At 66.7% G+C, this 20,465-nt stretch carries 17 protein-coding genes; 7 read left to right on the top strand and 10 right to left on the bottom strand.

Annotation, left to right across the window (positions count from 1 at the left end):
* Nucleotides 1–138: 138 nt before the first annotated feature.
* From AC07XB_RS15625 to AC07XB_RS15645, 5 genes are all read left to right on the top strand, one after another.
* Entirely contained in the window at nucleotides 139–1,518 is a 1,380-nt protein-coding gene (locus AC07XB_RS15625) for an MFS transporter (RefSeq protein ID WP_492830436.1), read from the top strand.
* A gap of 6 nt (nucleotides 1,519–1,524) precedes the next feature.
* The gene (locus AC07XB_RS15630) at nucleotides 1,525–2,565 is read left to right on the top strand and encodes a LysR family transcriptional regulator (protein ID WP_492809710.1); all 1,041 of its coding nucleotides are present in this window, start codon (nucleotides 1,525–1,527) and stop codon (nucleotides 2,563–2,565) included.
* Between the two features lie 326 nt (nucleotides 2,566–2,891).
* Complete coding sequence (locus tag AC07XB_RS15635; protein ID WP_492371418.1) at nucleotides 2,892–4,037, top strand: porin; 1,146 nt, start codon at nucleotides 2,892–2,894, stop codon at nucleotides 4,035–4,037.
* Between the two features lie 18 nt (nucleotides 4,038–4,055).
* Nucleotides 4,056–5,393: an MFS transporter gene (locus AC07XB_RS15640; protein ID WP_492809707.1), complete on the top strand. Its 1,338-nt coding sequence runs from the start codon at nucleotides 4,056–4,058 to the stop codon at nucleotides 5,391–5,393.
* Between the two features lie 4 nt (nucleotides 5,394–5,397).
* Nucleotides 5,398–6,879: a carboxylesterase family protein gene (locus AC07XB_RS15645; protein WP_492830434.1), complete on the top strand. Its 1,482-nt coding sequence runs from the start codon at nucleotides 5,398–5,400 to the stop codon at nucleotides 6,877–6,879.
* Nucleotides 6,880–7,110: 231 nt separating this feature from the next.
* Here the strand turns inward: AC07XB_RS15645 and AC07XB_RS15650 are convergent, their stop codons facing one another.
* Nucleotides 7,111–8,358: an MFS transporter gene (locus tag AC07XB_RS15650; protein WP_492371415.1), complete on the bottom strand. Its 1,248-nt coding sequence runs from the start codon at nucleotides 8,356–8,358 to the stop codon at nucleotides 7,111–7,113.
* Nucleotides 8,359–8,483: 125 nt separating this feature from the next.
* Here AC07XB_RS15650 and AC07XB_RS15655 point away from each other — a divergent pair, with 125 nt between their 5' ends.
* The gene (locus tag AC07XB_RS15655) at nucleotides 8,484–9,446 is read left to right on the top strand and encodes a LysR family transcriptional regulator (RefSeq protein ID WP_492830432.1); all 963 of its coding nucleotides are present in this window, start codon (nucleotides 8,484–8,486) and stop codon (nucleotides 9,444–9,446) included.
* A gap of 121 nt (nucleotides 9,447–9,567) precedes the next feature.
* On the opposite strand, the gene AC07XB_RS15660 is transcribed toward AC07XB_RS15655, so the two are convergent.
* The 3 genes from AC07XB_RS15660 to AC07XB_RS15670 form a co-directional block, all read right to left on the bottom strand.
* Nucleotides 9,568–11,631 carry an NAD(+) synthase gene (locus AC07XB_RS15660; protein ID WP_492371425.1) on the bottom strand — a complete coding sequence of 688 codons (2,064 nt, stop codon included), beginning with the start codon at nucleotides 11,629–11,631 and terminating at the stop codon, nucleotides 9,568–9,570.
* Between the two features lie 252 nt (nucleotides 11,632–11,883).
* On the bottom strand, nucleotides 11,884–13,491 hold the full coding sequence (locus tag AC07XB_RS15665; protein WP_492371413.1) for an MFS transporter: 1,608 nt from the start codon (nucleotides 13,489–13,491) through the stop codon (nucleotides 11,884–11,886).
* A 52-nt stretch (nucleotides 13,492–13,543) separates the two neighbouring features.
* Complete coding sequence (locus AC07XB_RS15670) at nucleotides 13,544–13,984, bottom strand: DoxX family protein (RefSeq protein ID WP_492371412.1); 441 nt, start codon at nucleotides 13,982–13,984, stop codon at nucleotides 13,544–13,546.
* Between the two features lie 257 nt (nucleotides 13,985–14,241).
* On the opposite strand from AC07XB_RS15670, the gene AC07XB_RS15675 reads away from it, so the two are divergent.
* Complete coding sequence (locus AC07XB_RS15675) at nucleotides 14,242–15,252, top strand: tripartite tricarboxylate transporter substrate binding protein (protein WP_492830430.1); 1,011 nt, start codon at nucleotides 14,242–14,244, stop codon at nucleotides 15,250–15,252.
* Between the two features lie 28 nt (nucleotides 15,253–15,280).
* Here AC07XB_RS15675 and AC07XB_RS15680 read toward each other — a convergent pair whose 3' ends face one another.
* The 6 genes from AC07XB_RS15680 to AC07XB_RS15705 form a co-directional block, all read right to left on the bottom strand.
* Nucleotides 15,281–16,129 (bottom strand): transcriptional regulator, encoded by an 849-nt coding sequence (locus tag AC07XB_RS15680; RefSeq protein WP_492830428.1) that lies wholly within the window; start codon nucleotides 16,127–16,129, stop codon nucleotides 15,281–15,283.
* Nucleotides 16,130–16,314: 185 nt separating this feature from the next.
* The gene (locus AC07XB_RS15685) at nucleotides 16,315–16,620 is read right to left on the bottom strand and encodes a hypothetical protein (protein WP_492371409.1); all 306 of its coding nucleotides are present in this window, start codon (nucleotides 16,618–16,620) and stop codon (nucleotides 16,315–16,317) included.
* Between the two features lie 115 nt (nucleotides 16,621–16,735).
* A complete protein-coding gene (locus AC07XB_RS15690) occupies nucleotides 16,736–17,812 on the bottom strand; it encodes a LacI family DNA-binding transcriptional regulator (RefSeq protein ID WP_492371408.1) in 1,077 nt (358 codons plus the stop codon).
* A 10-nt stretch (nucleotides 17,813–17,822) separates the two neighbouring features.
* On the bottom strand, nucleotides 17,823–18,089 hold the full coding sequence (locus tag AC07XB_RS15695; protein WP_492371407.1) for a TRAP transporter large permease subunit: 267 nt from the start codon (nucleotides 18,087–18,089) through the stop codon (nucleotides 17,823–17,825).
* 366 nt (nucleotides 18,090–18,455) lie between these two features.
* The gene (dkgB, locus tag AC07XB_RS15700) at nucleotides 18,456–19,259 is read right to left on the bottom strand and encodes a 2,5-didehydrogluconate reductase DkgB (RefSeq protein WP_492830425.1); all 804 of its coding nucleotides are present in this window, start codon (nucleotides 19,257–19,259) and stop codon (nucleotides 18,456–18,458) included.
* A gap of 84 nt (nucleotides 19,260–19,343) precedes the next feature.
* Nucleotides 19,344–20,246, bottom strand: a complete 903-nt coding sequence (locus AC07XB_RS15705) for an NAD-dependent epimerase/dehydratase family protein (protein WP_492830423.1) — start codon at nucleotides 20,244–20,246, stop codon at nucleotides 19,344–19,346.
* Nucleotides 20,247–20,465 lie beyond the last annotated feature (219 nt).

Consider the following 20,465-nt stretch of genomic DNA (forward strand, 5'->3'; position numbering starts at 1 on the left):
GCGCCTTCTTTGCCTACTTTCTTGGCAAGACAAGAAAGTAGGTCGCCGCCCCGCAGGGGTGGTGAAACTGCAGTTGCCTTTGCCTTTGACGTTTAGCAACCCCACCAAACAAAAACAAAACCCCAAAGGAGACCCCCCATGCCCCACATCGACATCCACAAACTAGCCGACGAAGCCCGCTTCAACCGCTTCCACGCCCAAATCCTCCTCTGGTGCGCCCTCATCATCATCTTCGACGGCTACGACCTCGCCGTGGTCGGCATCGCGCTGCCGTCGATCATGAAGGGCATGGGCGTGGACGCCACCAGCGCCGGCTTCATGGTCAGCGCCGCGCTGTTCGGCATGATGTTCGGCGCCATCTTCATGGGCACGGTGGCTGACCGTATCGGGCGGCGCCGCGCCATCGCCATCTGCATCCTGCTGTTCAGCGTCTTCACCGCGGCGGCCGGCTTCACCAGCGATCCCGTGACGTTCAGCGTGACACGCTTCCTGGCCGGCCTGGGCATCGGCGGCGTCATGCCGAACGTGGTGGCGCAGATGACCGAGTACTCCCCGCGCAAGATTCGCGGGACCATGGTCACGCTGATGTTCAGCGGCTACTCGGTGGGCGGCATGCTGGCCGCGCTGCTGGGCAAAGGCATGATTGAAAGCTACGGGTGGCAATCGGTCTTCCTCGCCGCTGGCCTGCCGGCACTGCTGATCCCGGTCATCCTGAAGTCCTTGCCGGAGTCCATGCCCTTCCTGATCAAATCGGGCCAGATCGACGCACTCAAGCACATCGCCTCGCGCCTGGAGCCAGGCTACCAGCCCCAGCCCGGTGACCGGTTCGCGCTGCCCGCCGGCGAGAAAGCGGGCGACGCGCCCATCGGCAAGCTGTTCCAGGACGGACGCGGCTTTTCCACGTTGATGTTCTGGGTAGCGTTCTTCATGTGCCTGTTCATGGTCTACGCGCTCAGCTCCTGGCTGGCCAAGATGATGGCCGGTGCAGGCTATAGCCTGGGCTCGGCGCTCACCTTCGTGCTGGTGCTGAACTTCGGCGCCATGATCGGCGCCATCGGCGGTGGCTGGCTGGCGGACCGTTTCAATATCAAGTACGTGCTGGTGGGCATGTACGCCCTGGCCGCGGTATCGATCACGCTGCTGGGCTACCCGGTGCCCACCGCGCTGCTGTTCGTGCTGGTAGCGCTGGCCGGCGCCTCGACCATCGGCACGCAGATCGTCACCTACGCCTATGTGGGGCAGTTCTATCCGATGGCGGTCCGCGCGACCGGCATCGGCTGGGCGTCAGGCATCGGGCGCAGCGGGGCCATCCTGGCGCCGATCGTGATCGGCGCGCTGGTGGGCATGTCGCTGCCGCTGCAGCAGAATTTCGTGGCCATCGCCATTCCGGCGGTGATCGCGATGATGGCGGTGTTGCTGATCGATCATCGGCGCTCGGCTTCGGCGCAGCATGCCGAGGGCAAGACGGAGCATGTAGCACCCATCGCGCTGGTGGCGGGGTCACACACAACATCGTAAGGGGGCGTGGCGGCGCAGGCGCCGCCACGCATGCACTTACGGGTAAGATCGCGGTTCGCTCCGACCTGCCCGGTCAACGGGCGCATCCCGAAAGTTCATTCAAATCCACAAACGATGACCCCATTTCGCGGAAAGCTTCGGACGCGCCATCTGGAGATCATTCTCTCCGTCGCGGAACTTGGGAACCTGTCCAAGGCCGCCGAGCAATTGCACATGACGCAGTCCGGGCTTTCGCGGGCGGTTGCCGAGGTCGAGGAGATCGTTGCCGGGAAGCTGTTCGAGCGATCCGCGAAGGGCATGATGGCCACCGCGCTCGGAACCGCGATGTGCCGCCATGCGGCCTTGCTCCTGAGCGACTTCCACAAGGCCGAGGCGGATCTGGGTGCCATCGCCAGGGGCGATCTCGGCAACATGATCCTGGGCTGCTTCTCGATGTTCAGCCGGTGGCCGCTGGCGGAGGCCATTCTCCAGTTCCGCCAGGCGAATCCGCGCGTGGAGATCACGGTGGAAGTCGGATCGCACGAAGCCCTGATCGAGAAACTGGATGCGGGCGCGATCGACCTGCTCATCAGCCGCGCCCCGAGAAGCCAGAGCGCCGAAACCTACCGGACCGCCGCGCTGGTGCATGACGGCATCGTGCTTGCGTGCGCTCCGGATCATCCGCTGGCCAGGCAGGATGTCGATATCGCGACGTGCATCCAGTACCCCTGGATCTCCGCGCCACCAGGAAGCATCCTTCGGGAAATGCTGGTGCATGAAATCCGGGAAGCCGGTCTCCCGGCGCCGGAAATCGTGGGCGCGCTCTCGCTGGAACTGGGGCGCGAACTGATGTCGCGCGGCCACTTCCTGTGGCAGCTCCCCGAAAGTGCCGCACGCTTCATGGCCGCGCGCGGCGAGGTTTGCATCCTCCCGCTGTCGTTCAACCTCAGTCTTGGTCCGCTATCGGCCATCTGGCGGCGCGACCGGACCAGCACGCGGCAGACGCGCAGCTTTATCCTCAGCCTGCGGCGCGTCGTCGAATCCTCCTGGGACGCCGGCAGCCACTGAGCCTGCGGCTTGCCCCATTCGCGGGCAATCACACACCCCTTCAAAGCCGTCCGCACCGCGCTGGCGTCACCGCGCGTTCCCGTGCCGTGGCCCGCGTCCGCCATGCTTATTCACCTGCCTCGAAGCACCGGCACAGGCCATGCGACCTACGCATGACGCTTCTCAATTTCGTCATGCCTTGCCGCGCCACCTTCGCTCTACCATCGGTATCGGTCACAGGCCAATGACATCGCCCACGCGGCAAGTCGTTGCCGGATATCAGAGAGATCGCCACCTTGTGCTGCTGAGCGTGAGCGCTCCAACCGAAACCACAAAAGGAGGAAACAATGAGGACGAAAGGCCGCAGGTCTGCCATCACGGGAAGTGCATTTCCACGAATTCATCTGCGCCGGCTTTGCCTGGCAAGCCTGGCGACAACCGCGCTGGGCATGGCGGCCAATGCATCGGCCGCGCAGCCCGACGGGGTCTCACTCAGCGGCCTGGTAACGGCGGGTCCCACGGTGACGTCGAATGTCGGAGGGGCTTCACGCTATGGCGTCGATTCCGGCCCGTACCGGCCCAACTACATCGCCATGAACGGTTCCGAGACGTTGTCGCCAGACATGGCGGCGTACTTCAGGCTGGCCGGCCGGTTCTTTGCGGATAACGGCCAGACGGTCGGGCAGCTCTTCAACACCAATGCGATCGTTGGCTTGCGCGGTTCGCTGGGCGACCTCGCCCTGGGATACACGCGAGACTTCATGTTCGATTTCCTGACGATCCCGGGCTTCAGCGGCTCGTGGTTCGGCGGCATCTGGGGCAGCCCGCAGGGGCCGTTCCTGAATTTTGGCGGCGTCTATAGCCCGGCTCGCGTGGGTTCGTTCGACGCCGACCGGACCAACGGCGAAGCGCTGGCCAACGCGGCCAAGTACACCAGGCAATTCGGGCCGCTCAAGCTCGGCGCGATGTACGCCCTCGGCGAGCGCACCAGTTCGATCAACGACGGAAGCACCTATAGCCTCGGCGCACTCTACGAAACCCCGCGCTATGGCGCCGCCGTCGCCTATACGGATTTCAGGGACAGCAGCACGCCGACCAGCCGCGCGCACTTCCAGACGATGGGGCTGGGGGCAAAGTGGAACATCGGCGAGTCGACGATTGCTGGGTCTTACACCCGCGTGAGAAACGCGCTCACCAATGGCGCGATCGACACGTTCGGCGCGGGCTCGACAGTGCCTGTGGGCGATAGCTACACGATCAACCTTCACTACCAGTACATGAAGGGCAACGCGGCGCTGCAGGATCGCTACGCGCATCAGGTCCTGCTGAAACTGGACAAGGCGCTGTCGCTGAGAACCCATGTCTACCTGCAAGCCGCGTTCCAGAAGGCGGGGGGCACCGCGGACGCCAAGGCCTTTATCAACGGCGCTGCCGGCCCGTCGGACAGCAACAAGCAAGTACTGTCCGGGCTCTTTGTCGAGCACGCATTCTGAGCGGGACGAGCGCCTACCATGAAAAACCCCCCATTGCGTGCCGATCCCCTGGACATCTCCGCGGTGATCGACGACATCCCGCCCAATCGACACCGCCGCCGCATCATCGCCATCTGCTTTGCCGTGGTTGCGCTCGAGGGCTTCGATGCAGCCATCATTGGATTCATTGCGCCGCAGATCGCTACGCACTTCAGCGCGAAGCCCGCCGAGATTTCCGCTGCCATCGCAGCGGGCATGTTCGGGCTGCTGCTCGGCTATGTCACCGCGGGGAGCATTGCTGACACACGAGGACGAAAGCCTGTGCTTGTGGCCGGCACGCTAGCGTTTGCGCTAGCCACCCTCGCCTCTGCGTTCAGCGCATCGCTATTCCAGCTGGTGGCATGGCGATGCCTGACCGGCGTGGGCGTCGGTGTGGCGATGCCCGCCGTTGCCGCGCTGCTGGCGGAATTGCTGCCCGCCCGCCGGCGCGCATCGGCGCTCTCCGGCGTGTTCTGCGGATTCCTGTTCGGCTCTGCCGCGGCGGGCTTCCTGACGGGGCACCTGATCGATGGCATCGGCTGGCAGGGGCTGTTTCTCCTCGGAGGCATCGGGCCGCTGCTGCTCGTTCCCGCCATCCTTGCTCTCTTGCCCGAGTCGCCAGCATTCCTGGTGCAGATCGGGGCCGGTTCGGGCCGGGTATGCGCCGCCCTGGCCAAGCTGGGCGCGCCCCAGCCTGGCGCAGCGATGTTCAAGGCCCCCGCGCAGCCGGCCGAGATCACCAAGGGCAGCGTGGCGCAGCTCTTCAGTACGCAGTACCGGTCAACCACGGTGCTGCTCTGGCTGCTGATGTTCCTGATACTGGGCAGCTTCTATGTCATCGCGAGCTGGCTCCCGACCTTGATCAAGAGTACCGGGGAAAGCGTTGCCATGGCTTCCAGGACGGCCTCCCTGTTCCAGTTTGGCGGCCTGGTCGGCGCGGTGGTCGGCGCCTTCGCCATCCGGCGCGTCGCGCCGTTGCGTTTCGTCGGAATCGCCTTGCTGATCGGTGCCGCCAGCCCGCTTCTGATCGCCGCGCCCGATGCCACGGCAGGGTACGCCATCGCCGTGTTCTGCTCGGGCTTCCTGATCAGCGGGCCCATCGTCGTGCTCAACGCCGTCGCGGTTGCGGCCTACCCCACGCAGATACGTTCCGTGGGCGCGGGCTGGGCCAGCGCGCTCGGCCGCGTGGGATCGCTGGCCGGCGCGGGCTCTGTCGGGCTATTGATCAAGTCCGGCGTGGGGCTGCCCGAGATCATCGCCGCTGTCGGCGCCGCGGTGCTGGTGTGCGCCGTGATCGTACCGTTCCTTATCCGCAAGTTGCGTGAACCTGGAGTCTGATCCAATGCCTGTCAAAGAGAAATCCATTGTGGTGTCCTTGTCCATCGGCGCCATCCGTGGCGAGGCGTCCGATGGCGTCTTTGCATTTCGCGGGGTGCCTTATGGCGAGCGAGCCCATCCTGGGAACCGGCTATCCGAAGTGATGCCGCCGTCCGCATGGACTGGCGAACGCGATGCCACCGCGCTCGGCGCGGTCTTTCCGCAAGCCCCTTCGCGCCTGGCTACGGTCATGGGCAACGGCATCGACCGCAACCCGCAATCCGAAGACGCATTCCTCCTCAATGTGTGGGCGCCGCAGGACGCGGAGCGCCGGCCAGTGTTGGTGTTTATTCACGGTGGCGGTTTTCTCACCGGCGGTGGCACCGCTGCCTGGTATGACGGCGAACGCTTGGCCAGGGAAAGCGGGATGGTGGTGGCAACGGTCAACTACCGGCTTGGCGCGCTGGGCCATTTCACCGATGCCAGCGATGCGCGCGGCGCCAATCGCGCCGTTCGCGACCTGATTCGCGCCCTGGAGTGGGTGCAGGAACATATCAGCCGGTTTGGCGGCGATCCGGCGCGCGTCACGGTGGGCGGCCAGTCGGCCGGTGCCTACTACGCCTGGTTGCTTGGCGTCAGCCCTGCGTCGAAGGGGCTGCTCCATCGAAACGCCATGTTCAGCCTGCCGGCCCTGCCGCCGCTTTCACCGGACGACGCGTATCGCACGAGCCTCGCGCTGCTCGACGCCGCAGGCGCGCGAGACATCGGCGCGTTGTCGGTCAATGAGATCCTTGCGGCGCAGAGCCAGTTGATGCGCTCGCGCGCCAGTTTCGGTGAAGTCTCGGTCGGCTTGCGGCCGGTGGCAGAAGAAGGCCTTGTCCCCGACTGGCTCTTCGACCTGCCGCGCGCGGCCAGGCAAGCGCACGTGTCAGCGTCCCTGCTCGGCTTTACGGCTGACGAGAGTACCGCCTTCATGGCAGCCGCGCCCGAGGTGGTGGAAGCCTCGGCGCAGCAGGTCATGGCTTGGTTCGAGAACAAATTCGGGGCGGCCGCAATGGAGCACTACGCGGCCTTTGCTGCCGCGCGCCCTGCCCACACGCCGTACACCCAGTTGGTCGATGCAAGCGGATACGGCCTGTTCGGTGCCGCGGCGCGCGAGATCTCCAGCGCTCTCGCCAGCGCGGCCAAGCCTGTCTATCCGTACCGGTTCAGCGTGCAGAGCCGCGTGCCAAACCTCATGAGCCCGCATTGCCTGGAACTGCCCTTCCTGTTCGGGAACCGCGGCAACTGGCTTGATGCACCCATGATTGCGAACATCCCTGAAGAGATATTCGAGAACGTGGGCGCCGCCTTCCGCCTGGCCATATCCAGCTTTGTCACGACGGGCAAGCCAGCCACGCCGTCTGGTGCTGCGTGGCAGCCCTTCGATGTCGCCGAGCCGGGCATCGCGGACTTCGCGGATGCCGGCCTCTCCTGGCAGCCGTGGCATCCCTTGCTTGCCACTTAGTGCCAGCCATGGGTAGCGATCCGTCCGAGAACCGGTGACAACCTCGTCTCCGGCCGACAACACCCGCCCCGCTCTGTGTGGCGGCAGACATTCGCAGCCCTCTCCTGGTCCCAGACTCATCCCTGTACGTGACTGGCCCCTAGCACCGTACCTTCGCCCCGCCATGCCCTTTCCCAGGCTGGCGGGGCTCCTTTGCGCTCCGGCAGGAGAGTCGTCAAGCCACGGATGCCATCACCGGGCCAGCCGTGCCCCCGGCCACATCCGTACCACCAGGGCCCCGACGGCCGTCGCGGTCGACAACAGCGTCACCGCCATCCAGCCCCAGCGCGCCAGCAGCACGCTGCCCAGCGCGGCGCCGGCCGCCATCCCCACGAACATGCCGACAAACAGCACCGCATTGAGGCGGCTGCGGGCGCCAGGCTCGATGCCGTAGACGATGGTCTGGTGCGCGACCAGCGTCACTTGCACACCAAGGTCGAAGCCCAGCGCGCTGGCGCCAATCAGCCACAGCCGTGCGTGCGGTGCGAGCAGCGGCGAGAGCAGCATCCCGGCGAACGAGATCGCGGTCAGCGCGATGCCCAGGCGGGTGACGAGCTCCGGGCCCTTGCGGTCTGCCAGGCGGCCGGCCAGCGGTGCGGCGAGCGCACCGGCGGCACCGGCCAGGCCGAATGCGCCGGCAGCCGCGCTGCCCAGGTGGAACGGCGCGCCGTGGAGCATCACGGCCAGGGTCGACCAGAATGCGCTGAAGCCAACCGACAGCAGCCCCTGCGACAGCGTCGCCCGGCGCAGCGCGCCGTGCTTCTGCCACAGCTTGCCGAGCGAGCCCAGCAGCGCGCTGTACGCAAGATGGGTGGTGGGCTTGAAGCGCGGCAGGCCGCGCGCGGCCACCACGCCGATCAGCGCAATGCTGGCCGCTGCGATCACGAACATGATGCGCCAGCCGAAGTGCTCGGCCACAAACCCGCTGAGCACGCGCGAGAGCAGGATGCCGAGCAGCAGCCCGGTCATCACGGTGCCAACGACCTTGCCCCGGTGCGACTCGGGCGCCAGCGTGGCGGCGGCCGGCACGATGTCTTGCGCCATCGTCGCGGCCAGCCCGATCGCCAGGCTGGTGGCCAGCAGCAGCCCGATGCCGGAGGCGGCGCCGCTGGCCAGCAGCGCGACGCTGAGCACGGCAGCCTTGGCCAGGATGATGCGCCGGCGGTCATAGCGGTCGCCCAGCGGGGCCAGCAGCAGGATGCCCAGCGCATAGCCGAGCTGCGTGAGCGTAGGCACCAGGCCGACCGCCGCATCGGACGCACCGATGTCCGGGCCCAGCACGCCGAGCATGGGCTGGCTGTAGTACAGCGACGCCACGGCTAGGCCGGCGCCCGCGGCAAGCAGCAGGACCAGCCGTGCGGGCAGGCCGGTGGCAGGGGAATCCGCCGTGTGCGTTGTGCGCGCGGCAGCGGTGGTATGTGCGGCTTGAATGGAAGACATTGCGTTAACCCTCAGTTGGAAAACATGGCTGGAGTTTGCCGGTGGCCCTCGGCACGTGGTAGTACTACACTTCGCACAATGGCTATACGCCAGACGCATGACCAACAGCCGCCATGCCGGAAACCATGAAAACCCAGCCCTCCGCTCCAGTCGCTCCAGTCGCTCCGGCCACCTCCTCCACGCCTTCCGCCGACCGCGTCGAGCTGATGCAGACCTTCGTGCGGATTGTCGAGGCCGGCAGCCTGTCGGCGGCCGCCGCGCAACTAGGCACCACCCAGCCCACCATCAGCCGCCGCCTGCAAAGCCTGGAGCGCTCGCTTGGCCTGCGCCTGCTGCAGCGCTCAACCCATGCGATGAAGCTCACCGAGGATGGCGAGCGCTGCTTTGGGCGCGCCAAGGAGCTGGTAGCGGGATGGGAGGCTTTCGAAGCGGACCTGCGCGGCGCCGGTGACGAGCCCGAAGGCACGCTGCGGGTCGTGGTGCCGCATGCCTTCGGGCAGCAGCAGTTGCTGGGGCCGCTGGCGGAGTTCCTGCGCCGTCACTCGCGGGTGACGGTGGAGTGGCTGTTGTATGACCGGACACCGGAGTTCATTGCCGACGGCATCGACTGCGCCATCCACGTTGGCGAGGTGAGCGACCCGTCGGTGGTGGCGATCCGGCTTGCCGAGGTGCCCCGCATCGTCGTTGCCGCGCCTGCCGTGCTGGATGGCTTGGCGACGCCCTCGCACCCGAACGAGCTAGCCATGCTGCCCTGGCTTTCCCTGCGCACCTTCTATCGCAACGAGGTGACGCTGACCCATGCGGCGACAGGCGAGAACCAGCGGCTGACGTTCCGCCCGCGCATGGGCACCGACAGCCTGTATGCGTTGCGCAGCGCGGCGGCGCTGGGACTAGGCGTGGCCGTGGCGTCGGCCTGGCTGATGGCCGAGGATATTGCACAGGGCCGGCTGCTGCACCTGGTGCCCGAGTGGCAGGCATCCTCGCTGCCGATGTACCTGATCTATCCCTATGCGAGCTTCTATCCCGCCAAGCTGCGCCGCTTTGTGGAAACGATGCGGCAATGCGTGCCGGCGACCATGGCAGGATGAACCCTGGCCGAGCGCAAGCTGCCGCCGGGCGGCAGGCTCAAGATCGAAGTGCTCGGCATCGACCCGCCGGGCCGCTTCGCGTGATAGCCAAAGCCCGGAAACCAGAGCCACCCCGGCGCCATCAGATCTCGTCCGGCACCCGCTCCAGGTCCTTCATCCACACCACGGACTCCGAATCGCTCGGTGCCCGCCAGTCTCCGCGCGGCGACAGCGAGCCGCCCGACCCCACCTTGGGCCCGTTCGGCACGCACGAGCGCTTGAACTGGCTGGTCCGGAAAAAACGGTCGAGGAAGATGCGCAGATTGCGCTTGATGTCGGCCACCTTGTACACATTGCGCACCACGTCCAGCCCGTCAGGCCAGTTGCCCTTGTCGCGCTCGCCCCATGCGCTCAGGGCAAGGAAGGCGATCTTGGTCGGCGTGAAGCCGAACCGCAGCGTGTAGTACAGGTTGAAATCCTGCAGCTCATACGGACCAATGAAATTTTCGGTCTTTTGCTGGGGCGCGTCGGCGGAGTCGCCCGGCACCAGTTCCGGGCTGATCTCCGTGCCAAGCACGTCGAGCAGCACGTCCGAGCCGGCATTGCCGATCTGCCCGGTCTCCGCCACCCAGCGGACCAGGTGCGAGATCAGCGTCTTGGGCACGCTGCCGTTCACGTTGTAATGCGACATGTGGTCGCCCACGCCATACGTGCACCAGCCCAGGGCCAGCTCGCTCAGGTCGCCGGTGCCGATCACGATGGCGTGGCTGTGATTGGCGAAGCGGAACAGATGATTGGTGCGCTCGCCCGCCTGTACGTTCTCGAACGTGACGTCGTACACAGGCTTGCCGGACGCATAGGGGTGCTCGAGGTCCTTGAGCATCTCGACGCAGCTTGGCCGGATGTCGATCTCCTTGGCCACGCAGCCCACCACCTCCATCAGCTTGCGCGCCTGGAGCAGCGTGCGCTCGCTGGTGGCAAAGCCCGGCATGGTGATGCCGATGATGTTGGTGCGCGGCAGCTTCAGCCGATCCATGGCCTTGGCGCACACCAGCAGCGCGTGCGTGGAATCCAGCCCGCCGGAGACGCCGATCACCACCTTGGAGATGCCGCTGGACGACAGCCGCTGGACCAGCGCCTGCACCTGGATGTTGTAGACCTCGCTGCAGCGCTCGTCGCGCCGCCGCGCGTCGGACGGCACGTAGGGGAACCGCTCCACCGTCCTGCGCAGCGGCAATGGCTTGTCCAGCACCAGGTTCATGGCAAAGGGGATCACCTTGAACTTCGCCACCTCCGCGCCGTGGCGCCGCACCGAGTGGCCGAACGTGGTCTGGTGCATGCGCTCGCGCGACAGGCGCTCGAGGTCGACATCCGCAAAGGTCAGGTGCGAGCTGTCCGCAAAGCGCTCGGACTCCGCGAGCAGCTCGCCGTTCTCGTAGATCAGCGCCTGCCCGTCCCACGCCAGGTCGGTGGACGACTCGCCCTTGCCCGCCGAGCTGTACAGGTACGCCGCCAGGCAGCGCGCCGACTGCTGGCTGACCAGCTGGTGCCGGTAGCCGGACTTGCCGACCACGATGTTGGAGGCCGACAGGTTCACCAGCACGGTCGCGCCCGCCAGCGCCGCGAACGACGACGGCGGAATCGGCACCCACACGTCCTCGCAGATCTCCACATGGAAGCGCAAGAACGGCACGTCTTGCGCCTCGAACAGCAGGCCGGCGCCAAAAGGCACCTTGCTGCCGCACAGCAGCACCTCCGTGGCTACCGCGCTATCGGCCGAACTGAACTGGCGCGCCTCGTAGAACTCCCAGTAGTTCGGCAGGTAAGTCTTGGGAACCACGCCAAGGATGCGCCCGCCGGCTACCACCGCCGCGCAGTTGAACAGCTGATGCTCGACCCGCAGCGGCAGCCCCACCACCAGCGTCGCGGCAATCGACTTCGACGCATCGACGATCGCGGCAAGGGCCGCCTCGCAGGCGTCGAGCAAGGCGCGCTGATGGAACAGGTCGTCGCAGGTATAGGCGGACAAACCCAGCTCCGGAAAGGCCACCAGCGCCGCGCCCTGGCTGGCGGCATCCCTGGCCAGCGCGATCGTTTCGGCGGCATTGAAGGCCGGATCGGCCACGCGGCACACCGGCACGCCCACGGCCACGCGGGCAAAGCCATGGGCGTAGATATTGAGGAACGGGTTCTTCGTGTCAGTCATGTCAATCATGTCAATCATCCTTGCACTGCGCGGTGCAGCGCTTGCGGCGCAGGCCGGGCGAGAAGTAGGTTGTGCGGTATATGGCGCAATTCTACGACGCGCGCGGGAGGACGTCCCGAAGCAACGAGGCGTTGGCGCGCCACAGTGGTGCGCGTAGTTGCTGGAGAACAGCCCGGCGCAAAGCCCAAGGGCCGGCAAACTGCGCCAGGAAGGCATGCGGTCCTTCATGCCTCGGCGCCTGCCGCGCGCTCGCTAAGGCGGAGACACGAAATGCCGGACCCTGGGCGCCGCCGGCCCCAGGTGCAGCGCATGGACGCGGGCCTGGATCGCCTTGTCGTTCACACTGAAGCGCTCATGCTGGCGCAGATGCTCCAGCCACGACTCGATGACAAACGTTTCCACATAGCGCCCCGGCTCGTCCATGTCCTCGAACAGGCTCCATGACAGCGCCCCGCCCCGCCGGCGCACGCGCCGCATCTCACGGGCAGCGGCATGGAACGCAGCGGCATTGGCCCTGTCGATGTAGTACTCGACGCTGATCATCACGGGGCCGCGATCGCCCGCGGCCTCGCCAGGCACCGGCGCGCCCGCATGATGTGGCGACGGGGTGAGATCGAGGTCGGGAGAATCGGCCAGCCGCCAGCGCATGGCCAGCGCGGCGGCAAGCAGCATGCCCACGCCGGCCACCTGCAGTGCCGGCGCGGTGCCCTCTAGCGAGGCAACCTGTCCCCATACCGCGCTGCCGGCCGCCATCGAACCAAAGAACACCAGCAGGTAGACCGCCAGCGCCCGCGCCTTGACCCACCCGGCGGAACTGCGCTGCGCACCGCCATTGAGCACGGACAGCACGACAATCCACGCCATGCCTGCGAACAGCAGCACGATGGCGATCAGGGCAAAGCGCTTGATGCCCGACATGGCGAACAAGGCCAGCGCAAAGATCACGCTGGCGCCCAGCACCAGCCAGTCGGGCGAGAGCATCTTGCGCAGGCGCGGCAGCATCAGCGCGCCGCCGATCGCGCCGGCGCCCACGCACGCCAGCAGCAGCCCATAGCCACCGGGGCCCACCGCCAGTTCCTTGCGCGCTACCAGCGGCAACAGCGCCCAACCGGCGCTGCCGAAGGCAAAGAACGCCACCGCGCGAACCAGCACCACCTGCAGCACTGGCGCCGCCTGCACGTAGCGCAGGCCCGCCCGCACGGCCGGGAAGAAATGCTCGGGCGGCAAGCGCCGTGTGGTCTGCGCGGGCTGCCATCGGCAGATCACCCACAGCACGCCCACCACCGACACCGCATTCAGGAGGAACACGGCAGGTGGACCAAACAGAGTCAGCACGACGCCGCCCAGGGCGGGCCCGATCGCCCGGCTGATATTCACCCCCAGCGAGTTGAGCGCCACCGCCGACTGCAGCTCCGGCTTGGGCACCAGGTCCGGCACGATGGCCTGGAACGGCGGCGCGCTCATCGCCGCACCGGTGCCTAGCAGGAAAGTGGCGGCCAGCAAGACCGCCGGCGTTACCAGCCCGGCCAGCGCCAGCAGGCCCAGCGCCGTCGCCACCACCAGCATCCAGGCCTGGGCAAACAGCAGGTATTTGCGCCGGTCCACGATATCGGCCAGCACGCCGGACGGCAGGGCAAACAGGAACATCGGCAGCGTGGTGGCGGCCTGCACCAGGGCCACCATCAGCGGCGACGGGCTGACCGAGGTCATCATCCAGCCGGCGCCCACATCATGCATCCAGGTGCCGATATTGGAGACCAGGGTTGCTAGCCAGATGGCCCGGAACACCTTGTTGCGCAAGGGGCTCCACGGCCCGCCCGCAGGCTGCGCCAGCGCGGTGCCGGAGAGTTCCTGATTCATTTCAACTCCAGGTCCAGTGATGCCGGGCGGCCCGCTGCGGCTACGCGCCAGGCTAGCCACGATGGCGCCGGTGACGCAGGTCGTACCAGGCCACCAGCACGAAGCCGCCAACCAGGCCGAGGTGTTCGAAGAAGGCATTGGCCGCCATGAAACGCTCCGGCGGCGCCATCAGCCAGAACCGGTTGGCGATCAGGGTGGCAAAGGCGGTGAACACCGCCAGCGCCAGCGCGCCGGCCCAGCGATAGAAGCCGAGCAGGATCATCAGCGAAGCCCCCAGTTCGAGCGCGATGGTGGCCGCCGCCAAGGGCGCCGCTGGCGCCAGGCCGAAGTGCGCCAGTTCCGCCACGGCGCCGGGGAAATCCAGCGCCTTGTTGATGCCGCCCTGCAGATAGGCCGCGCAAAGCCCCAGCAAGCCTATCCACGCTATGACGGACGCGGTGCGCGACAGGCCATTGCCGCGGGAGATCCCGGGGTACGAGCTTCTCGATTCCATCGATGCATCCCCTTGATAGGTAAGTTGCCAACTCGCTTGCCTAACCGCAAAGGCGCAAAACCGGAACGGCCCGCGCCGCCAGCCGTCCTGCCGGCCACGAGCCGCGACGGCGTCACACCATGTGATTGTAGGATGCGACGCGGGCCAGGACGAAGGGAACCGAAGCCGCACGGCGCTGCACGGCTGCGGCAATAACCCTGCCGCCGTGTGTGCGCGCATGCTGCTCTATCATGTCGGTCATCCGAAGATGGCTTCACATGAAATTCTCATCCGTCGTACGCTGCCTCGCGGCGATCTCGTTGCTTGGGGCGGCGCTGGCAGGCATGCCGGCCCGGGCCAATACCAATACCAATGCCAGCGCCAACCCCGCTAGCGACTTCCCGCAGCGGCCAATCCGCCTGGTAGTGACATTTCCGCCGGGCGGCGGCACCGATACCCTGGCGCGGGTGATCGGCACGGAACTTGGGCGCAGCCTCGGGCAGGCCGTGGTGGTGGACAACCGGCCCGGTGCCAGCGGCAATATCGGCGCGGAGCTGGTGGCAAGGAGCCCGGCAGATGGCTATACCCTGCTGGTGGTCAACAGCAGCTTCGCCATCAATCCCGGCGTGTTCCGCAAGCTGCCCTTCGAGCCAGGCAAGGACTTCAGCGCGGTCATCGCGTTTGCGTCGGTGCCGTCCGTGATCGCCGTGCCGGAACAGTCCCCGATCCATAGCGTCAAGGACCTGATCGCTGCCGGGCGCTCGGGCAAGCCGCCCAGCTATGCGTCGTGCGGCAACGGCACGCCGCAGCACCTGGCGGGCGAGTTGCTGAAGATCTCGGCAAGGACCGATCTGCTGCATATTCCCTACAAGGGATGCGCACCCGCCATGACCGACGTGCTGGGCGGCCAGGCGGACGTCAGCATCAACACGCTCACCAACACCCTGCCCTACCTCAAGACTGGCAAGCTACGCGCGCTGGCGGTCACGTCCCGTGGCCGCTCACCGTTCCTGCCCGAGGTGCCCGCGGCCAGCGAGCTTGGCCTGCCGGGCTACGACGTCGACCAGTGGTTCGGCATCCTGGCGCCAGCGGGCACGTCGCCCGAAGTCGTGCAAAAGCTCAACCTGGAGATCGCCAGGGTCATTGCCAGGCCGGAGGTCATGGCCAACCTGGCGAACCTGGGTTTCGCCACCACCCACAGCACGCCGGCGGAGTTCCAGCGGGTGGTGAACGCCGATATCGCGCGATGGACCAAGCTGGCCCTGCGGATCGGCCTCAAGGCTGACTGATGCAAATCGATGCAAGGAAAGGGCGACGTCAGCGCATGGGCTCGGCCTGCAGGTAAGCCGCGGCCTGCGGCCATGGACTGAAGCCCACGGCCTTGCGGCCGGTCTGCACAACGCCGAAGTCGCTCGCGTCCAGGCTGGCGGCAAGCAGCTTGCCGAAGGCGTTCAGCAAGACATCGGAGGTCAGCCCGGAGGGGCCGGCCAGCGCCGGGCAGATGATCCAGGTGATGTCGTCACGCGTGAACACCCGCAGTGATTTCACCAGGTCAGCGGGCTGCAGTTTCTCGTCCCGCACCGCCGCGTAGTCCAGCGCGAACGCGTTGACGAAATCCTCGGTATGCCGGTGGCCCAGGCACACCACCACCTTGGGCCGCCAGCGCGCGCACATCTCGGCCAGGAAGCGGAAGCGTCCGCCGTGCCGGCACAGATTCAGGTAGTGCTCCTTGGGCACCAGGGCCGGCTGGCCGCGGAACACCGTGGACCAGGGGGTCAGGCCATCGAGCTGCATGGGCAGGGGAAACAGGTTGAGCTTGAACTCGGCCCCGCAGGCGGCGTACAGGTGGTGCTCGTAATAAGGCTTCCAGCCGGCATCGTCGTCGCGCAAGCCCAGCACCTGAGCGCGGGCGGCGGCCATGATGCGGGCGATGCGCTGGTGGCTGAGCCATTTGCCCATGCTGGCGCGGTGCGCGGCGCGAAACGCCGCGTCCCAGGCCAGCGGCGCCAGGCGCGGCTTGAGTGGCGCGCGCAGGTGCTCGGACCACGGATGCGGGCTCCTGTCGCAAAACCAGACCGAGGCCCGCGGATTGCCCCCCTCCATCCCCACATATGAAGCAAAGTAAGTATCTAGTTCCTGTCTTGTGAACACCGTGGTGTTCTCCATGCTGCCCCCCTGATTGCCTGGTGGGTCCCCTCTTCAGCTCTTGCCGCAGCGTGCCGGCGCCCGGGGGGCGCGCGTGCCGTTGCGATCGTTCGCCGGATATCCCGCGCCGGCCAGGGCTGGCGCTGAATCGTGCCGGGCATTTGTGGTGCGCCACGTCTGCTGCATGCTGGATAGCCTCCGCTATCCTAGTGGTCCGCCTTGCCAGTCTTGAGCATCTCGGCAATCTCGGTCGCGGAGGCCGGTGCGAATTGCGCTACGCAGGAGCGCGTCAGCGCCAGCGTGTATGAGAACGCCATGGCGCGGTCCTCGAACGTGCGGTTGAGCATGAAGTGCGCGGCAGGGACCTGGCCGTCGGCCAGCTTTGACAGGCGGACCAGCGCTCCCCAACTGCCTTGCGCCACCTGCAGGATATCCACCTCGATGGCATATCCGGCCTCGATATACGTCCTGGCCGGGCCTGCCAGCCGGCGTTCCGGTTTGTCGAGCACCATCTCGTTCCTCCACGATTCAGGTCGATTTGTGACAACCACAGCCACGCACGGCGTGCGTGGTTCCATCCGCCCATGGCTGCGGCCCCCCCGCGGCCATGGGCTTGTCATGCGTGCGTCAGCCTCGCATTGGTGCGCTCGCGCCGGCCAGCCGGGTGGCGGCGGGCGGCTTCGCGGTGGACTGGCGCACCACCAGCCCGCTGGGAAAGCACAGGCGGATCGGCGCTTCGTCTGGTTGCGCCAGCCGCAACATGACCCGCCGCACCATGGCTTGCACCATCTCGTCAAAGGGCATGGCCACCGAGGTCAGCGCGGGATTGGTGTACGAGCACATGCCGATATCGTCCATGCCGATCACCGAGACGTCGTCCGGCACCGACAGGCCCGCCTGGTGCAGGCCGGACATCAGCCCGATCGCCATCATGTCGTTGACCGCGATGAGCCCGGTAGGGCGCATGCTGGCCTGCGCCAGCTGCCCCGCCAGGACTTGGCCCAGTTCCGCCAGTTCGGCATCGCCGTAATGCGCGGTGGGCGGGCACTCTATCACCGCCGCGTCCCCCAGCCCGGCCTCTTTCACCGCCGCCTGGAAACCGGCGATCTTGCTCGCGCGGCTCACCGTGCGCCCGGCGGGCATGACAAAGGCGATGCGCCGGTGGCCCAGCTCGATCAGGTGCGACGCGGCCAGATGGCCCGCCTGGAAATTGTCGGGCGCCACATGATCGATGTACGCAGGCATGTTCGCGTCGGCGCCGCCGTCGTAGCTGACCATGGCCAGCCCCTGCCGGGTCGCCGCCTGGAAATGCTGCTCGTCGGTGAGCGACGACACGATGATCACCCCGTGCACGCCGAACGAGAGCAGATCGTCGAGCATGCGCGACTCCTGCTCCCGGTCCCGGTTGGTATTGCCCAGCAGCACGCGGTAGCCGTTCTGGCGCTGCGCCTCGGCCTCGATCTTCAGCGCGAGCTGGCCGTACATGGGGTTGGCGGTGGACGGCACCAGCAGCCCCAGCATCGGCGTCCGGCCGGTCTTGAGCTGGCGCGCGACCTGGCTGGGCCGGAAGCCAAGCGTGCGGATGGCCTCCTGCACCCGCTCGAACGTGGCGGGATTGAGCCGTTCGGTGCGTCCGTTGAGCACGTTGGAAACGGAACTCACGGATACGTTCGCCAGCCTGGCGACATCTTGTATGGTTGCCATTATCGGGATCTCATGCCAGCGTCATCAGGCGGGATAGCCATGGCGTCAACGATGGCGTCAGCGATGGCGTCGGGATCAACAACAGCAAGATCAGCGGCAGCAAGGCGAGGTACTTCAGCATCGGCCCCGCCACCTGCTCCATGCGCGTGGCGGCCATCGCGCAAGTGGCGACCAGCCCCGGGCCCGAGGGCGGCATGAACAGGCCAAAGCCCATGGCAATCACCATCACCGTGCCGAAGTGTAGCGGATGCACGCCGGCCTGCTGGCCAATGGACATGAGCACCGGGCATGAGCAGCCGGCCGAACAGGATCGGCGCCGGCGGCAAAGTCCAGGGGGGATGGCACCAGGCTGCGGCGAGGCGCGTCGCGCTGCACTTCGTCTGACGCCATGATTGCCGCGCTTGCGCACTTGGTCTCCGGTACTCGGCACCAAGTATTAAGCGTCTCCGTAAAACGATTTACTAAATCGATTTACAAATCATAGATGGTCGTGAGACAAATGCAAGGAGGACGGCTTGCCGGGTATCGCCGCCATTGCGGCGGTGCCCGGCTGCGCATTCTGAAGGAAGTGGTTCAGGCCGTGACCGCCCTGGCGCGGGCAACTACAGCAAATACAGCAAATACAGCAACCAAGCCACCGCCCTCAATCCCAGGCAGGCGCCAACCCCTCCGGGCTGGTCAAGCGTGCGCCCCGATCCAGCGCACCGATGGCAGCCATGTCCTGCTCAGACAGCCGCACCGCAAGCGCACCCAGGTTGCTCTCCAGGTTCGCACGCTTGGTAGAGGAAGGAATCACCGCATGCCCAAGCTGCATAGCCCAAGCCAGCACCACCTGCGCAGGCGTAGCCTCGTTGCGCTGCGCTATCGCCTGCACCACCGGATCCTGCAACACCTTGCCGTAACCCAGCGTCATGTACGAAGTGATCGGAATCCCCTGGCTGCGGGCAAAGTCAGCCACCTTGCGATTCTGCAAGAACGGATGCAACTCGATCTGGTTGGTCGCGATGGCACCCGCCCCCACCACGTCGATCGCCTGCTGCATCAGCCCGATCGTGAAATTGGACACCCCGATCTGACGCGTCAGCCCCTGCTCGCGAGCATCAGCCAGCGCGCCCATGAACTCAGCAACCGGCACCCCATCACCTGGCGACGGCCAGTGGATCAGCGTCAGGTCGACATGGTCCGTACGCAGCTTGGCAAGGCTGTCCTTGAGGCTGGGCGCCAGCTTGTCGCGCGACAGGTTCTCGGTCCAGATCTTGGTCGTCAGGAACAGCGCCGAGCGCGCCACACCGCTCTCGGCGATGGCCTGGCCGACCTCGGCCTCGTTGCCGTAGATCTGCGCGGTATCGATGGCGCGGTAGCCAACGTCAAGGCCGTTGCGCACGGAGTCGATGACGGTCTGGCCTTGCAGGCGGAAGGTGCCGAGGCCAATGGCGGGAATGGACATTGTGTTTTCCTATATCAGGTCATGCGTTGGCGGCCACGGCCGGCTGCGGCCATGGCCGGAATGAATCCGCGCTTCAGGCGGGCGTCAGGCGAGCGGCATCTCGTTCTCGATCCACGCCGTCACCGACGCGTGCCGGGGCTGCCAGCCCAGTTCCGAGCGCGCGCGCCGGGCGCGCACGCGGCTGTTGGAGCCGAAGGAGTAGCGCGACTGGCCCTCGCCCCAGATGGGCGTGGCCTCTTCGACTGACCAGGACTGCACGGCCCCGAGGCCAAGCCGCCGGGCAATGGCAGCGCCGATCTCCGCGTACGAAGCCTCGCCGTTCTCGACAAAATAAAAGGCGCCCGCGGGCGCACTGTCGAGCACGCGCGCATAGAGGTCCACCACATCGGCGATATGCACGTTGGACCATCGGTTCACGCCCGCGCCGACGATGCGCACCACGCCGCTTTGCCTGGCCTGCGCCACCAGCGGCGGAATCTGCACGCTGTCGGCATGCAGCCCGGCGCCGACGCCGTAGATCATGCTGTTGCACAGCACGGCGCTGCGCACGCCTTGCGCAGCGGCCGCCAGCACCATCTGGTCGATGGCGTGGCGCGCCTGCTTGCCCGGCTCCACCACGAACGGCGTCTGTTCGTCGAAGATACGCGGCGACAAGGCATTGCCGCCGGCGTCGTCGCCGATCACGCTGGAGCCGCTGGTATGCAGCAACGGTTTGCCCGAGCCGCGCAATCCGGCCAGCAGCGCCTCTACCGCGGCGCGGTGGTCGCTGCTGGCGGCGTTGATCACGCCGTCGGCCTGCGCGGCTTCGCGCGTCAGCAGCGCGGCGTCGTCGAGCGTGCCCTGCACGGGCACGACGCCGCGCATGGCCAGCTGTGCGGCCTGCGCCGGGTTGCGAACCAGGCCGCGCACGCTATGCCCGGCGGCGATCAGGTGAGCCGCGACAGAGCCGCCGATAAAGCCGGCCGCGCCGGTGATGAAGATTTGCATGGGATGCTCCTGGAAGCGGGCTTGTGAAGCGCGCCGGATTGGGGCGGGGCCGTGAGACCGTGAGGCGGCGGCCATGGCCGGATGAACGTGACCCGAGTATCCGCGCAACCCATGCAGAGAAAAACCGTGCGGCGTGCAGAACATATTTGATTCCGGCGCAAGAATGGGCAGCGCGCACGCAAAATGTGGCGCGCGCTGCCTGCGCTGCCGTGCTTAGCC

The sequence above is a fragment of the Cupriavidus sp. GW821-FHT02F09 genome (assembly GCF_059421605.1).

Bases quoted from the DNA above. Each gene is read 5' to 3' on its own strand.
- AC07XB_RS15650 (WP_492371415.1), bottom strand. From the start codon at position 8,358: ATGTCTTCCATTCAAGCCGCACATACCACCGCTGCCGCGCGCACAACG.
- AC07XB_RS15695 (WP_492371407.1), bottom strand. From the start codon at position 18,089: ATGTCCATTGGCCAGCAGGCCGGCGTGCATCCGCTACACTTCGGCACG.
- AC07XB_RS15680 (WP_492830428.1), bottom strand. From the start codon at position 16,129: ATGGAGAACACCACGGTGTTCACAAGACAGGAACTAGATACTTACTTT.
- AC07XB_RS15665 (WP_492371413.1), bottom strand. From the start codon at position 13,491: ATGAATCAGGAACTCTCCGGCACCGCGCTGGCGCAGCCTGCGGGCGGG.
- AC07XB_RS15635 (WP_492371418.1), top strand. From the start codon at position 2,892: ATGAGGACGAAAGGCCGCAGGTCTGCCATCACGGGAAGTGCATTTCCA.
- AC07XB_RS15690 (WP_492371408.1), bottom strand. From the start codon at position 17,812: ATGGCAACCATACAAGATGTCGCCAGGCTGGCGAACGTATCCGTGAGT.
- AC07XB_RS15645 (WP_492830434.1), top strand. From the start codon at position 5,398: ATGCCTGTCAAAGAGAAATCCATTGTGGTGTCCTTGTCCATCGGCGCC.
- AC07XB_RS15655 (WP_492830432.1), top strand. From the start codon at position 8,484: ATGAAAACCCAGCCCTCCGCTCCAGTCGCTCCAGTCGCTCCGGCCACC.
- AC07XB_RS15640 (WP_492809707.1), top strand. From the start codon at position 4,056: ATGAAAAACCCCCCATTGCGTGCCGATCCCCTGGACATCTCCGCGGTG.
- AC07XB_RS15625 (WP_492830436.1), top strand. From the start codon at position 139: ATGCCCCACATCGACATCCACAAACTAGCCGACGAAGCCCGCTTCAAC.
- AC07XB_RS15705 (WP_492830423.1), bottom strand. From the start codon at position 20,246: ATGCAAATCTTCATCACCGGCGCGGCCGGCTTTATCGGCGGCTCTGTC.
- AC07XB_RS15670 (WP_492371412.1), bottom strand. From the start codon at position 13,984: ATGGAATCGAGAAGCTCGTACCCCGGGATCTCCCGCGGCAATGGCCTG.
- dkgB (WP_492830425.1), bottom strand. From the start codon at position 19,259: ATGTCCATTCCCGCCATTGGCCTCGGCACCTTCCGCCTGCAAGGCCAG.
- AC07XB_RS15660 (WP_492371425.1), bottom strand. From the start codon at position 11,631: ATGACTGACACGAAGAACCCGTTCCTCAATATCTACGCCCATGGCTTT.
- AC07XB_RS15685 (WP_492371409.1), bottom strand. From the start codon at position 16,620: ATGGTGCTCGACAAACCGGAACGCCGGCTGGCAGGCCCGGCCAGGACG.
- AC07XB_RS15675 (WP_492830430.1), top strand. From the start codon at position 14,242: ATGAAATTCTCATCCGTCGTACGCTGCCTCGCGGCGATCTCGTTGCTT.